We start from the raw sequence: 14598 nt of genomic DNA, 5'->3' as shown, positions 1-14598 counted from the left end.
ACCCACACGAGAGATCAGGACATGAGCCAGCGCCGCGTCGCCGTCATTCAGGCGGGAACGAGCCTTTTCGACACACCCCGAACCCTCGACCGCATGGAAGCGCATTGCCACGCCGCCGCAGCCGAAGGCGTTGAACTTGCCGTCTTCCCGGAGGCCTATATCGGCGGTTATCCCAAAGGACTCACGTTTGGCGCCATTCTCGGCAGCCGCTTTCCAGAAGGGCGTGACGATTACCTGCGGTATTGGAAATCTGCGATCGCAGTTCCTGGACCGGAGACAGCGCGCATCGGCTCTTTCGCCGCAAAGATGAAGGCGCATCTTGTCGTCGGCGTCATAGAACGTGAGGGCGCAACGCTTTATTGCACTGCACTTTTCTTTGGGCCGGACGGATCCCTGATGGGCAAACATCGGAAGTTAATGCCCACAGGTACGGAAAGGCTGGTGTGGGGACATGGGGACGGATCCACCATCCCCGTATTTGAAACTGAAGTCGGCCACATCGGGGCCGCCATCTGCTGGGAGAACTACATGCCGGACCTGCGTCAGAGCATGTATGCGCGCGGCGTTAACCTGTGGTGCGCTCCCACAGTGGACGAACGCGAAATCTGGCAGGCTTCAATGCGCCATATCGCCTACGAGGGACGGACTTTTGTTCTGAGCGCCTGTCAGTATCTCACCCGCGCCGACGCGCCGGAGGCATATGACTGCCATCAGGGAAATGACCCTAAAACTGTCCTGATCCGTGGCGGGAGCATCATCGTCAACCCGCTGGGAGAGATCGTCGCGGGACCCGTCTACGATCGCGAAGCGATCATTACGGCCGATATCGATCTGGACGACGTGATCAGAGGCAAATACGACCTCGATGTCGCGGGGCATTACTCACGCCCCGATATCTTCAACCTGCGCGTCAATAATTGCGTGCAGAGTCCCGTATCATTTTCCGATCCAGCGCCGTCCCTGCCTATGCCGGATGTCGAGAGCTTATAGATAACCGACACCGCGGCGGGGCAAGCGCGAGACTATAACTCGCGTTTATCCTGCCGCCATAGAAACGACACCGCTCAAACCCTCAAACGCCAATGTCAGAACCGAGCCGTTACCCTTCCAGCCCCTGGCTCCTGACCAGTCGGGCATACAGCCCATCGGCGGCGATAAGCTCGGCGTGAGAGCCGCTCTCCGCCACCCTGCCCTCATCCAGCACCACGACCAGATCAGCGGATCGCACTGTCGAAAGCCTGTGCGCGACGATGATCGTCGTACGTCCGGCCCTCACCTGCCCCAATGCGGCCTGCACAGTGGATTCATTTTCGCTGTCCAGCGCGCTCGTGGCTTCGTCCAGCAGCAGCAGGCGCGGATCACGCAGCAGGGCTCGGGCAAGCGCGATCCTCTGCCTCTGTCCGCCGGACAGACGCCCACCGCTGGGGCCGACGCGCGTGTCGAAACCTTGAGGAAGATCGAGAATAAATTGCTCGGCGGCAGCCAGACGCGTGGCTTCACGCAGTTCAGCCTCAGAGGCGTCAGGACGGCCAACCAGAATGTTGTCGCGCACCGACACATCGAACAGCAATGTATCCTGACTGACATACGCAATAGCTTTACGCAGAGCGTCGAGCTTCAGGTCTCGCAGATCAACGCCATCGAGCCTGATCGCGCCGTCTGTCACGTCGTGCAGACGTGGAATCAGGGACAGCGCCGTGGACTTCCCGGCGCCCGAAGGTCCGACCAACGCAATGGTCAATCCCGGTTTGACGTCGAACGACAGGCTTTCCAGTCCTACCCTGCCGTCGGGGTAATGGAAGGCGACATTGTCGAACGTCAGATGCCCATGACCCGGCGGCAACGGTTTCGCGCCCGGACGCTCCGTAACGGCCGCTTCCTCGTCGATTACCGAGAAAATGCGGGACAGCCCGGCCAATCCCTCCTGCAACGCTGCGTTCAGCGCGCCCAGCGCGCGCAGCGGACGCGACGCCAGCAACAATGCGGCGACAAAGCCGGAGAAATCGCCCAGCGTCGCTCCGCCCATCGCCGCGCGCCACCCGGCGAAACCCAGTACCGCAGCGACGGCGGAGCCGCCAAGCGCCTCGAGCAACGGATCGACGCGCGCGCGACCACTGGTAATCTTTACGAAAGCCTCATGGAGCCGGTCGAAAGAGATATCCGCGCGCTCGGCCTCACGTTTTTCCAGACCATAAACCCGGACAGTGCGCGCCTGCGAAAAAGTCTCGGTCAGAAGCGCCGCCGTCTCCCCGATCTGCTCCTGCACATTCCCCGATGCGCGGCGGACCCGCTTGCCCAGCTTCTGGATCGGCACGGCCGCGATCGGATATAGAAGACCCGCGATCAGGCTCAACTCCCAATCCATATAGAACATCGCGACGATCAACCCGATGACCGTCACCGCATCGCCCAGCGAGTTCACCGCCCGCACCATCGCCTCACGAATCGAGACAGCGTCCGTCGTGAAGCGGGCCGCGATCGCGGCGGGGGCCTCTCGCTCGATGCGCGCAACGTCAGTCACGCTCAGATGCTGAAACATCACGCCCTGCAGGCCGCGGATAACCACCAGCACCAGACCCTGCGTCGCCAGTGTCTGCCCATACTGCGACGCCGCCTTGGCGATGGTGATCGCCACGACGAGCAGCGGCACCTGATACAGGATCCGCTCGTCGTGCGACGAGAACATGTCGAGCGCGCGCTGGATCACCAATGGATAGAGCGCGGTCAGGACGGCGGTCAGAATGGTCAGGACGATAACCGAGACGATCCGTCCGCGATGCAGACGCACTTCTTCCCGCCATAACCGGCGCAGCAGGCCCACGCTGTCGTCCGGCAGCACGGTTTTTCCTTTCCGCGAGGGCTTCACGGCTATCGGGGACACAACATTCATCGCTGCTGTCTATCAGCGCCGACGGACGTGGGAAAGGCGACCGTCGCCTAAGGCGTCCTCGCCCGCTCGATCAGTCGGCTCGCCCACGCCAGACATTCCCCCCGATCGGCGAGGCACCCCCCCATACGCCACCACTGTCCGGTCTCCGCCAGAATACGTCCGACCTCCGCTCCTGGCGCCACGCCGAGCGCCACGATATCTCGGCCGGCAAGAGGAAATTCAGGCGCCCGCAAGCGCGAAAGGCGGCCCCGTAGCGTCGTCCACGCGTTGGCGTCCGGGCCTCCTGTCGTCTCCCTCTCTCCCGATTGCGCCCTTATCTTTGAAGGCGCTCCGGTGGACCATTCTCCCCGCAAGACCGCATCACCCGGCAGAGCCGCATCGTCGGGAGAAACGTCCAGCAGCCCGTCTTTTGCCTTTGGCTGGCAATCCCTTGACGACGAGCCCTCCGATGCGTCTCCACGTCGCAGCGGCTCCGCCGTCAACGCCTGATCCAGCCACGCTCGGTCGACCAGCACCGCCACTGAGGTATCCGCTGCCGCCCGACGCAGTTCCGCGTCCGATTGAGACGGCGTCATCGGAGGAGCCTGAAGAATCGCACGCACGCGTTCCTGATCCGCACGAGAAAGCCGCAGCCGGCTGGCAGAGCTTTCTGCGAGTTCTCCATCCGCCGCCGCGCCTTCGGAAGGCGGCGCCCAAAGCAACGCCGCCAGCCCCACATATTCCTCGCGCGGAGCGCCGGAATCGACCAGTCGCGCCAACCTTTCGGCCGCCGCCTGCACTTCAGCCACACCTCCACGCGCGAGCAGTTCGGGCAGCACGTCCTGCAGCACGCCCGTTTCGGCCATCAGCATCACCATGTCGTCAGCCCGCGGCCCGCGCAGAATACGCCGAAACTCTGACCAGACTCGCTCAACGGAGAGCCGCCGGACGCGACCAGCCATCGCACGGATCGCAAAAAGCGCCTCCGGATCGGCCTGACCGACTCCGAACCTTCCCTGAAAACGGAAAAACCGTAGAACCCGCAACGCGTCTTCGTGTATCCGCTCTCCCGGATCGCCCACGAAACGCACCCGCCCGGCGGCAAGATCGGTCAACCCGCCGAAATAATCGTGGACGACGCCATCGCTGTCGCAGGACAGGGCGTTGATTGTGAAATCCCGGCGCGCGGCGTCCTCACGCCAGTCCGTTGTCCAGGATACGACGGCGTGACGCCCATCCGTTTCCTCATCACGACGCAGCGTGGTTATTTCGAGGCCGCGTCCATTGAGAACGGCTGTGACCGTGCCGTGAGACAATCCGGTCGGCACGGTCCGAATTCCCGCGTCGGCGAGGATATTCATCACCACATCCGGCGGCTCGGGCGTAGCGAGATCGACGTCGGCGGCGTCAACCCCAAGCGCCAGGTCACGTACGGCCCCGCCGACGAGCCGCGCTCGCGGCAGAACAGCCCACAAGCGGCGGAGCTCCGTGTAAGCGGGCAAACGCTCGAGCGCTAGCTGACCGGGGTTTGAGGGAAGCGACATCATCCAGTGATTTTATACGGAAGCACGCGGTACGCGAACGTTTACGCCGGATGCCGCGTTTCATTCTCGTAGCCTCGCGGCGGCTATTCGCAATCCATCAGAGCGTCAGGGCATCCGCGCGGAGCGCGCGCCAGCGGAAAAAACACGCCCTGGCTCCAGACGCCCAGGCAGGATTGCCCGCAATGGCAGCCCGGCACGGCCAACGCTGCAAGTTCGTACCACACAGGGCGCGAAATTCGGGCCTCAATCGGCAGCGCGCCCTCGCCCTTCCTGACTGTCAGATAAGGCGGCGTCTGACTGTCGCAGGCGTCCAAAGGAGCATTCCATTGCGCCCGCAGCGGATGCTCCGGTCCCGCAGTGACGACTTCGTCAACATTGGTGCGAAAACACAAAACCTGTTCGCGCCCACATCCGCACCACTCCAGCTCCACGGCGACAAACGGCGCGTCCTCGACCTCGATCGTCCCTTCCTCGACTGGCGTGGAGAGCCAAAAAACGCCGTCCACGGCGCGCCGTAGCGCGGAGGAGAATAAGCAGACCATCGGCTTGCGACGAATAGGCGAGCCCCTGTAGAGCCAGGCGCCATCGCGCCGGATCAGAAACGGCAAAGCGCCGCACTGCTGCGGCTTTCGCCGTGGCGGCTCCCCGCCTGAAGGCGACCCGTCCAACGGCGTCGGAGCCGTCGTCGTCGCGTAATGAGACGCCTCAGCCGTGTTGAGGCGACCCGCCAGCGTATCGGCGCATCGTTGGTCTTTCGAAAAAGAGTCACGGGTCACGTTCGATTAACCTGCTTCTGTTTGCCTGCGGGCCAACCACATATAGGGTCGCCCCCCGGCTTGATGTAAGACCCGGACGCGCACAGACTGAAAACTATGACGTCAGACACCTTCTCGATTCACCCGGCCCCGCACGCATCCGGCTCCGCAGACGACCCGTCCGGAGACGCCGCAAAACGCGCAGACGCCGTAACGGCGCAGTTGCAGGCTGCGCGCGGTGAAATCAGCCGCGTCGTGTTCGGCCAGGGCGCCGTAATCGAGCAGGCCATGATCAGCATTCTCGCTGGCGGCCATGCGCTGCTGGTCGGGGCGCCGGGACTCGGCAAGACGCTGCTGGTGACGACTCTGGGCGTCGTGCTGGGGCTGGACGCGCGCCGCGTGCAGTTCACCCCTGATCTGATGCCGTCCGACATCACAGGGAGCGAAATCCTCGACGAGGACGCCGCCGGACATCGCAGCTTCCGCTTCGTTCCCGGCCCGGTTTTTTCCCAGTTGCTGATGGCCGACGAAATCAACCGCGCCAGCCCGCGCACGCAATCGGCGTTGCTGCAGGCGATGCAGGAACACCGGGTGTCGATCGCCGGCACTGATTATCCGTTGCCCAAGCCCTTCCATGTCCTCGCCACCCAGAACCCGATCGATCAGGAAGGAACCTATCCGCTGCCGGAAGCGCAGCTCGACCGCTTCATGCTGCAGATCCAGCTCGGCTTCCCGGACGCCGCGGACGAACGGGCGATGCTCCTCGCGACTACCGGCCTTCAGCAGCAGCAGGCGCGTCCCGCGCTCTCCACGACCGACCTCATCGCCGCGCAGGAGACGGTGCGCAGCCTGCCGATCGGCGACCGAATCGTGGACGCAATCCTCAATCTGGTCCGTTCCGCGCGACCCGAAACCTCTGACGTCGCCGCAGTGCGCGACGCCATCGCATGGGGCCCCGGACCGCGCGCCGCCCAGACGCTGATGCTTGCTACCCGCGCACGCGCACTGCTGGACGGGCGCCTTTCGCCCAATCTTGATGACGTCGCGGCTCTGGCCAAACCCGTGCTGGCCCATCGCATGGCTCTGAGCTTTTCCGCCCGCGCCAACGCGACCCGCATCGAAGACGTGATCGACGATCTCGTCCGCCGTCTGGGCTGACTTTGCCTGCGAATACGAAGATCGAGGCTGCTCGGGAGGGTTTTCTCTCCAGCCTTGGGTCGTTCTTCCGACCCCGCGTCACCGGGAGCGGCGGCGGGGCGCCCGAACGCCGCCCCGCCGCGCCTGTCCTGTCCATGGCGGCGGAAGCGGCGGCCCTCGCCGCGCGTCTCCCCGCCCTGGTCGCAGAGGCCGAGAAGATCGCGAACACCGTCTCCCTCGGGCAGCATGGGCGGCGACGCGCCGGCATGGGCGAGACTTTCTGGCAATACAGGCCTTCCCTGCCCGGAGAGCCTGTCACACGCATCGACTGGCGTCAGTCGGCGCGCAGCCACCGCGCTTACGTGCGTGAAACCGAAGCCGAGATCGCGCAAACCGTCTATCTCTGGTGCGACCTGTCCCCATCGATGCTCTGGTCGTCGTCGCAGAACGGCGACACGCCGCCACTTAAACGCGACCGCGCGATCCTGATGCTGCTCGCACTTGCGACATTGCTCCACAATGGCGGGGAGCGTGTGCGCCTGCTGACCCCGCGCGGCGTTGCGCCGCTTCCGGCCGGCGCGTCGCGAATCGCCACAAAGCTGGCGCAGGCGCTCATGGCGGAGCAGGCTGCCCAGAACGAGACTCCGGGCAGCGCCACCCTGCCTCTGGCGGCGGCGCTGCCGCAACACGCACGCCTCGTCATCGCCAGCGATTTCCTGTGCCTCGAGGATGAAATCGGATCACTGCTGCGCAATCTCGCCGCCACGCCAGTGCGATCTTTTCTGCTCCATATCGTCGATCCCGCCGAAACCACGTTTCCCTATAGCGGCCGCGTTCGATTTTCTGGGGCGGAGGCGGAGCCGGATCTCATACTGCCGCACGTCGAAACGCTGCAACGCGACTACCGCGCCGTTTTTGCGGAATGGCGAGAGGAACTTCGCACTCTGGCCACAGCCACAGGTCACACCCTGCTCTCCCACGTCACGGATCAGGCGCCAGCTCCGGCCCTTCTCGCCCTGAGCGAAGCCATCGCCTTGCGCGGCGATTCGATGCGCAGAGGCGCCTGAGATGGTGTTCACGGCGCCCGCCCTGCTGGCCGCGCTCGCGTTGCTGCCCGCCATATGGTGGCTGCTTCGCGCCCGCCCTCCGGCGCCTCGGCGCATTGTCTTCCCGCCCGTCAGGCTGCTGCTGCGCCTCCGGCAGGAGCGAAACGACGCAGCGACGCCGCCCGTGTGGCTGCTCGCTCTTCGCATCGCCGCTGCGACGCTTCTGATCCTCGGGTTCGCGGACCCCGTGCGGCCCGGAAATCCGATGCCGCTGCCTGGCTCCGGCGCGCTGCTGCTCGCTATCGACGACGGAGTGATGTCCGCCTCCAGCTGGCCCGAACGCGTCACTGCGGCCCGTATGGTTCTAAGCGCCGCCGCGCACGGCGGGCGTCCCGTAATTCTGCTGCGCACTGCGGACCGCGACATTCTGGCGGCGGCGCACTCTGCGTCCGGCGCCTCAAAAGTTGGCGCACAGCCCGCCTCCCTTTCCCCTGCAAGCGCCGCGCGCGCGGCCGCATTGCTGGAAGCCGCCCGACCCGCGCCATGGCCGATCGACCGCGCAGCCGCCGCGCTGGCCCTGCGCAATCTGCGTGACGCAGGCATATCGGTCGGTGGGATCGTTTATATCAGCGACGGGGTGGCCACGCCGGTGGTCGTCCCTCCCGCCCAGGCGGACAGCAAAGGCGCGAAAGAGAGCGCCGCTCACGCGGATCAGGCGTTTGCCGAAGCGTTGCGCAACCTCGCGTCAGTGCAGGAGATACGGATCAAGGATGGTTCTCCCGTCGTGCTGGTCCCACGACGCGGCGGCGTTTCCTCTGAAAATCAGCCCGCTCCGGAAAGCGTCCCTGCTAACAAGACCGGCGAAACCAATCCATCCGGCGAAGCGAACGTCGTAGCAACTGTGGTCATTGTTCCGGACAACGCTCCCCGATTGCTGCGCATTCGCGCGCACGCGCAGGACGGAGGCACCATAGGCCTGAGCGAAGTCACCGCGCCCGCTTTCGCACGCGAAGTTCCAGTTCCCCTCGCCCTGCCCGCCGCGATGCGCAACCGGATCGACATGGTGACTGTCGACGGCGTCCCCTCAGCCGCTGCGGCGTTGCTGCTGGACGAAGGCGACCGCGTGCGCCCGGTCGGAATCATCTCCGTCGGCGTCAGCGACACGCCGCTGGTTGGTCCCCTGTTCTACCTGCGACGCGCCCTGGCCCCAAACGCGGACATCAGGGAAGGAAGCGTCTCCTCCCTGCTGTCGCAACCTCTCTCAGTGATGATCGCACCGGACGGAGCGCTGGCGGACTCAGCCACCCGCAAGCGCGTGGCCGACTGGGTACGCGGCGGCGGCGTCCTGATTCGCTTCGCGGGTCGAACCCTGACCGGCGGCGGAGACGACACTCCAGCTGCGGACAGCGCCGAAGAGCCGCCCAATGCGCCCGCTGAGACCATCTCGGAGTCGCTGCTCCCCGTTCCCCTGATGGCGAACGCGCGGCAACTTGGCGGCGCGATGTCGTGGGGCAAGCCGCAGCCGCTTGCGCCGTTCGCCAGCACGTCGCCCTTTCACGGCCTTCCTGTCTCGACTGACGTCTCGGTTTCACGACAGGTGCTGGCGCGCCCTGCGTCAGACCTTGGCGATCACAGCTGGGCGCGGCTCGCTGACGGAACGCCGCTTGTCACACACGCGGCGCTTGGCAAGGGCGACGTGATCCTGTTTCACGTCACAGCGACCGCCGACTGGTCCAATCTTCCGTTATCCGGCCTGTTCGTCTCCATGCTTGAACGTTTGATCGAACACGCTAACGGCGTGGACGCTCCTTCAGACGACGCCATGTTGTCGCCGGTTCTCACCCTCGACGGCGACGGCGCGCTCGGGCCGCCGCCGCCCTTCGCGCGCGGGCTGGCGGCCAATCGTTTCGGCACAGAGACGGTCTCGCCGGAACATCCGCCGGGTCTATATGGCGCGCGCGCCGACCGTCGTGCGCTGAACGTCGGCGACACAATACGTCGCCTCGATCCACTGACGCCGACAGGTGCGCTCACTGACCCCACAGGACACAGACCCGATCACGCATACGGCCCCACGCTGATCGCACTGGCCCTGGCGCTGTTATGTGTCGACGCAGTGTGGACTCTCGCCCTGCGCGGCGGCGCCCTGCTGAGAGTGCGCGCTCTCACGCGAGGGCGACGTTCGTCAGGAAGTCAGGTCCTTCGCTGTTCGATTCTTATCGTTGGCGGACTGGGCGCTCTTTCCGTCACCGGCGAATCTGCCTCCTTCGCCCAATCGCCAGAGCCGCCATCTTCGGCTCCCTTGTCTTCGGACTCGCCAGTCACGAACCCCACATCCCCCAGGCCGATTTCCTCAGTTCCCGCCACGGCGCCGGGCGTAGCGAACGTCCCAGTTCCGCAGGCCGCCCTTGAAACCCGCCTCGCCTACGTCCTGACCGGGGACAGCGAGGTGGATACGGTGTCGCAGGAAGGGCTTCAGGGACTCTCGACCTATGTCAACGCCCGCACCTCCGCCGTCCTCGGCCACCCGGACGGAGTTCGCCCCGGAACCGACGACCTGTCCTATTATCCTCTGCTCTACTGGCCGGTTACAGCCAACGCCCAAACGACGCCCGCAATGACTGCCGCCCTGACCTCCTTCATGGCGCATGGCGGCATTATCGTGATCGACACACAAGGCGTCGATCCGGCGTCCGCCCCCCGACAGAGCGCGTCGGGCGATGACGAGGCGTCTTTTGCGGGAGAGGCGCCGGGGGCTGCGGCGGCGTTACGGCGCGTCACCGCCGGTCTGCCAATTCCACCGCTCACGAAGCTGGACGATCATCACGTGCTGGCGCACACGTTCTACCTGCTGCATGACTTCCCCGGCAGATACGCGGGTCAGCCTGTCTGGGTCGCGCGTGAGGGAGAGGCCGAGAATGACGACGTCAGCCCCGTCATCATCGGCGCGGCTGACTGGGCGCATGTATGGGCGCTGGACGCCGATGGAAACGCGCCTTTCGCCGCGATACCTGGCGGTGACGAGCAACGTCGCACGGCTTACCGCTTCGGCGTCAACGCCGTCATTTATGCGCTGACTGGAAACTACAAGGCGGATCAAGTCCATGTGCCGGCTATCCTCAAGCGCCTGGGGCAGTGAGCACGCCATGACCGGAATCGCCCCATGACCAGCGCGCTCTCCACAACCATCGGCTTCGCGCCCCTGATCCCCGTATGGGCGTTGATCGCACTGGCGATCGCGGCGGCGCTCGTTCTGCTGAGCGGCCTCGCGTCCGGAATGCGGGGCGCGTTCCTGCGGGCTCTGGTCGCCGCAATCGGGTTGCTGTGGTTGAGTGGCCCCCGTGCGTTGCATGAAACACACCGCGACCTTCCGCAAACTGCGTTGGTTCTTGTCGACCAGACCGGCTCGATGGCGATCCGCGATCGCGCGGCCATTGCGCGCGCCGCCGCACAGGCGCTGGGCGCAAATGTCCCGCAGGGCCTCACCCTTCGCACGGTCACTGTTCGGGATGAACGCGCGAACGGCACCCATCTGTTCGACGCGCTGGCTCAGGCGGCGGCGGACATACCCCCTGAGCAGTTCGCAGGCGCAGTCGTAATTACCGATGGGCAGACACTCGACACGCCGGAGAGAATTCCGGAGCGTCTCTCACCGCGTGACTCTGCAGGCAAAATCGCCACCCTGCCCCTGCATGTCCTGATGACCGGACGGGGTGAGGAGACGGATCGACGGCTGCGCGTTCTGCAGGCGCCGCCGTATGCGATTGTAGGGCAGCCGGCCACGCTGCGAGTGCAGGTGGACGACGCCGGTCCCGGCGCGCGCGCCGGCGCTCAGGCGATCGTCACAGTGCGCGAAGACGGCGCCGACAAGCTGGAAGCGCCGGTCACCGTCGGAAAGCCACAGGACATCCAGCTCCCCGTCACCCACCCCGGCGAAACGCTGGTCGCCCTGTCCGTCTCCGAACTACCTGGCGAGGTCTCGACACTCAACAATCAGGACGTGGTGCGAATCAACGGCGTGCGCGATCGCCTGAAAGTGCTCCTGGTCTCCGGCACGCCCAATCAGGGCGAGCGGGTCTGGCGCCGCCTGCTCAAAGCAGATCCGTCGGTCGATCTGGTTCACTTCACCATCCTGCGCCCGCCCGACAAGGACGACGGCACGCCTTTGTCCGATCTCGCGCTGATCGCGTTTCCGGTACAGGAGCTGTTTCAGGACAAGATCGAACAGTTCGATCTGATCATTCTCGACGGGTTCGAAAATCGCGCCATCCTGCCGCCGGTCTACCTGCGCAACATCGCGCGTTACGTACGTAACGGCGGCGGCCTGCTTCTGACCGCCGGTCCGGAGTTCGTGGGGCCCGGCTCGCTACAGGACACGGCCGTCGGCGATATCCTGCCCGCCCATGTTCCTCTCAGCGCGCCCGGCGAGACGCCCTCGGGCGTGACCGTGCAACGATTCAGGCCGCAACTGACCGAAGACGGTCGACGTCATCCCGTGACGGCGGAGCTTCCGGGAGCCCCGCCGCAGAGCGCAACGGCGTCCCCAACACCGGCCGGGGACCTCTCGGGGCAATGGGGACCATGGTATCGCGCCCTGAAACCGGATTCCTCGCACGGCGAAGCGTTGATGAGCGGCCCCGACGGCGCGCCTCTGCTCATTCTCGATCACGTGGACAGGGGGCGGGTTGCCCTGCTGCTTTCCGATCAGATCTGGCTGTGGTCGCGCGGCGAATATGGCGGCGGTCCGCAGGCCGAGCTGCTTCGGCGCATCTCCCACTGGCTGATGAAAGAACCTGATCTTGAGGAAGAACGGCTTGAGGCGCGCATCGCCGATGGCGCTCTTACGGTCACACGCCACACTGAGGCCGCCAATCCGCCCGCCGGCGTGACGATCACGGCCCCCGACGGAACAAGCAGCGCGGCCACGCTCCGCTCGGCGGGACCTGGTGTCTTCACGGCCCGGATTCCTGCATCCCAGCCCGGCGTGTGGCAAGCGGACGATGGAGAGCGGCGCGCCTACGCCGCCCCTCGTCAGGCCGACCCGGCCGAATTCGCAGACCTGCGCCTGACCGCCGCGCATATGGGGCCAATGGCGCAACGCACTGGCGGCCGGGTGGCGTGGCTGGGCGACGACCCTAGCCATCTGGCGGTTCCGGCCCTGCATGTCAGTGGCGGCGGCGCCTCAAGCAGCGCTAGCGCACAAACCAGTATGGACTTCCCCCTTCGCCGCGCGAGCGTGGCGACAGGCGCAACGTCCACGCCCATATTCCCCGGCGCATTGGCGCTGGTTTTGGCGCTGGCGGCCCTTGGCTTCGGCTGGTGGCGGGAAGGACGAGGCTAACCACCTACCCCTCCGATCCAGACGTAACCAGAGCTCCGTTGGCTGGAAAGAGAGCACAGGTTACCTCAGACGCCACGCGGCGCATGCTTTCAGACGTCCGGACGGGGCAATTTCAAGCCAGAACGCACCACGACGATCGTGCGGAAGACGGCAAGCAAACCAGACTTCCGCACTCCGCGACCGGCTCTCAACGAACGGCCGTCGCGAGTAGGCGCTACTTTTCCGAAAACGTTCAGCCTGTAACCCGGACGGTGATCAAATCCACATCAGGATATCCAGCGAGTTTTTAAGAAAATCGACACCGGCGCTTTTGAAGTCACGCCCACTCCGCAGATTTCGCCGACGCATACCGTGTAGCCCGCCCTGCCCCCTGCCACGGACACCGGACAAGCCAGGTTTCTCCAGGCTACGCCACCTTTTTCTCCGGCGCCTGCTCCACCTTCTGAAACCGCGCGTGCCCGCTGACGCTTACCCCGGCATCCGGCGCCAGCATTGCCGCCATGGGAACCGCCAACAACGAAATCACCCCTGTCACAAGGAAACCGGCGTCGAAATCGGCGACTGTCACCTGAGCATGTCCGAAAATCGCACGCGACACCGTCACCGCCAACGCCGCGAAGCATATTCCGGCCGAAAGCATCACCTGCTGAAAGGTGGAGTAGAAACTCGTAGCCGCACTCATTCTGTTTTCCGGAAGGTCGGCATAGGCAATAGAATTGTAGGCGGAAAACTGCAGGGCCTGAATGGCGCCGGAAAACGCAAGAACAACTGTCAACAGCTCAACCGGCCAGCCGGGACGAAAGGCCGAGATGGTCGCAAAAGTTACGAAAGCCGAAAACCCCGTCGCCATCATGACATTTCTAAAGCCGAAACGTCGAAACATCCGCGTCGCAAACAGGCGCGATCCAAGGGCTCCTATCGGCGCCGCGAAGGTCACAAGCCCGCTCTGCGCCGCGTTGAGGCCGAACCCCAACTGCAGAAGAGACGGCAGCAGGAAAGGAAGCGCACCGACGGCGATACGGGAAAACGCGCCGCCGAGCACAGATTGCCTGAAGGTCGGCACATCCATAAGCCTGAAGTCGAGCACCGGATTTTCGATGCCACGCATATGCCGGAAATACCCGAAGAACAGACCCGCACCAGCAGCCAACAGCGCCATCGAAAGGGAATAAGGCCGGGCGTTATGGCTGATCATCTCCGCTCCCATGGAGAGCAAAGCCAGACCTCCGCCGGCGAGCACCGCGCCCTTCGCATCGAACGGCGCGCTCCGCTTTTCACGAATTTGTGGAATATAGCGCCATGTCAGAAAAAGACCGAGCAGGCCCACGGGCACATTGATGTAGAACGTCCACCGCCACGACAACGCCGTCGTGATGAAGCCGCCCGCGACCGGCCCGAGCATCGGCCCCAACGTGGCTGGCAACATCATCCACATCATCGTGCCCAGAAGCTCCGCCTTGGCCACGCTTCGCAGCAGCACCAGACGCCCCACCGGAACCATCAGCGCCCCGCCTATGCCCTGCGCCATTCGTCCGGCCGCGAGCACTGGCAGGCTGTCGGCCTGACCGCAGATCATCGAACAGACGATGAAGAACGATACGGCAGCGAGAAGAACCGTCCGGCTGCCCAGCCTGTCAGCCAATGCGCCTGAGACGGGGATAAAAATCGCCAGCCCGACGATGTAGGACGTCAGGGCGACGGAAGCTGACACCGGATCGACGCCCAGCGACTGCGCGATGGAAGGCAGCGCCGTCGCCAGAATCGTTCCGTCAATCTGCTCCATCAGCAGGAGGCTAGAGACAGTAAGCGCTATGATCCTGGATTGGCGCAGCACGGGCATAAGCATCGAAAAACTGCTTTTCCGTTCGCGATGCAACCACACGCCCACATTACTGTGCCCGTTTCC

Annotated in this window: 9 protein-coding genes; 5 read left to right on the top strand and 4 right to left on the bottom strand. The window is 64.8% G+C overall.

Annotated features, from left to right (window positions below):
• The first annotated feature begins 21 nt into the window (after positions 1-21).
• Positions 22-990, top strand: a complete 969-nt coding sequence (locus G442_RS0119905) for a carbon-nitrogen hydrolase family protein (RefSeq protein WP_026399341.1) — start codon at positions 22-24, stop codon at positions 988-990.
• 109 nt (positions 991-1099) lie between these two features.
• On the opposite strand, the gene G442_RS0119900 is transcribed toward G442_RS0119905, so the two are convergent.
• The 3 genes from G442_RS0119900 to G442_RS23690 all read right to left on the bottom strand — a co-directional run bounded on the left by G442_RS0119900 (position 1100) and on the right by G442_RS23690 (position 5081).
• The gene (locus G442_RS0119900) at positions 1100-2890 is read right to left on the bottom strand and encodes an ABC transporter ATP-binding protein (RefSeq protein WP_051292582.1); all 1791 of its coding nucleotides are present in this window, start codon (positions 2888-2890) and stop codon (positions 1100-1102) included.
• A gap of 47 nt (positions 2891-2937) precedes the next feature.
• Positions 2938-4413, bottom strand: coding sequence for a CCA tRNA nucleotidyltransferase (locus tag G442_RS0119895; RefSeq protein WP_084440768.1), 1476 nt, complete (start codon positions 4411-4413; stop codon positions 2938-2940).
• 83 nt (positions 4414-4496) lie between these two features.
• Positions 4497-5081: a DUF1285 domain-containing protein gene (locus G442_RS23690; protein ID WP_051292604.1), complete on the bottom strand. Its 585-nt coding sequence runs from the start codon at positions 5079-5081 to the stop codon at positions 4497-4499.
• A gap of 204 nt (positions 5082-5285) precedes the next feature.
• Between G442_RS23690 and G442_RS0119885 the strand changes: the two genes are divergently transcribed.
• Genes G442_RS0119885 through G442_RS0119870 form a run of 4 tightly spaced genes read left to right on the top strand, consistent with a single transcriptional unit; the run spans position 5286 to position 12692 of the window.
• Positions 5286-6326: an AAA family ATPase gene (locus tag G442_RS0119885; RefSeq protein WP_084440758.1), complete on the top strand. Its 1041-nt coding sequence runs from the start codon at positions 5286-5288 to the stop codon at positions 6324-6326.
• A gap of 2 nt (positions 6327-6328) precedes the next feature.
• The gene (locus G442_RS23685; protein WP_246789561.1) at positions 6329-7372 is read left to right on the top strand and encodes a DUF58 domain-containing protein; all 1044 of its coding nucleotides are present in this window, start codon (positions 6329-6331) and stop codon (positions 7370-7372) included.
• A 1-nt stretch (position 7373) separates the two neighbouring features.
• The gene (locus G442_RS0119875; RefSeq protein ID WP_026399337.1) at positions 7374-10490 is read left to right on the top strand and encodes a DUF4159 domain-containing protein; all 3117 of its coding nucleotides are present in this window, start codon (positions 7374-7376) and stop codon (positions 10488-10490) included.
• Between the two features lie 24 nt (positions 10491-10514).
• A complete protein-coding gene (locus G442_RS0119870) occupies positions 10515-12692 on the top strand; it encodes a hypothetical protein (protein WP_026399336.1) in 2178 nt (725 codons plus the stop codon).
• 406 nt (positions 12693-13098) lie between these two features.
• Here the strand turns inward: G442_RS0119870 and G442_RS23680 are convergent, their stop codons facing one another.
• The gene (locus G442_RS23680; protein ID WP_051292602.1) at positions 13099-14532 is read right to left on the bottom strand and encodes an MFS transporter; all 1434 of its coding nucleotides are present in this window, start codon (positions 14530-14532) and stop codon (positions 13099-13101) included.
• Between the last annotated feature and the right edge of the window lie 66 nt (positions 14533-14598).

It is taken from the genome of Acetobacter nitrogenifigens DSM 23921 = NBRC 105050, assembly GCF_000429165.1.
Classification (GTDB): Bacteria; Pseudomonadota; Alphaproteobacteria; order Acetobacterales; family Acetobacteraceae; genus Acetobacter; species Acetobacter nitrogenifigens.
Note: the sequence above shows the minus strand (reverse complement) of the source record. Positions and strands in the feature narration are given on the sequence as shown.

Bases quoted from the DNA above. Each gene is read 5' to 3' on its own strand.
- G442_RS0119905 (WP_026399341.1), top strand. From the start codon at position 22: ATGAGCCAGCGCCGCGTCGCCGTCATTCAGGCGGGAACGAGCCTTTTC.
- G442_RS0119900 (WP_051292582.1), bottom strand. From the start codon at position 2,890: ATGAATGTTGTGTCCCCGATAGCCGTGAAGCCCTCGCGGAAAGGAAAA.
- G442_RS0119895 (WP_084440768.1), bottom strand. From the start codon at position 4,413: ATGTCGCTTCCCTCAAACCCCGGTCAGCTAGCGCTCGAGCGTTTGCCC.
- G442_RS0119885 (WP_084440758.1), top strand. From the start codon at position 5,286: ATGACGTCAGACACCTTCTCGATTCACCCGGCCCCGCACGCATCCGGC.
- G442_RS0119875 (WP_026399337.1), top strand. From the start codon at position 7,374: ATGGTGTTCACGGCGCCCGCCCTGCTGGCCGCGCTCGCGTTGCTGCCC.
- G442_RS0119870 (WP_026399336.1), top strand. From the start codon at position 10,515: ATGACCAGCGCGCTCTCCACAACCATCGGCTTCGCGCCCCTGATCCCC.
- G442_RS23680 (WP_051292602.1), bottom strand. From the start codon at position 14,532: ATGCCCGTGCTGCGCCAATCCAGGATCATAGCGCTTACTGTCTCTAGC.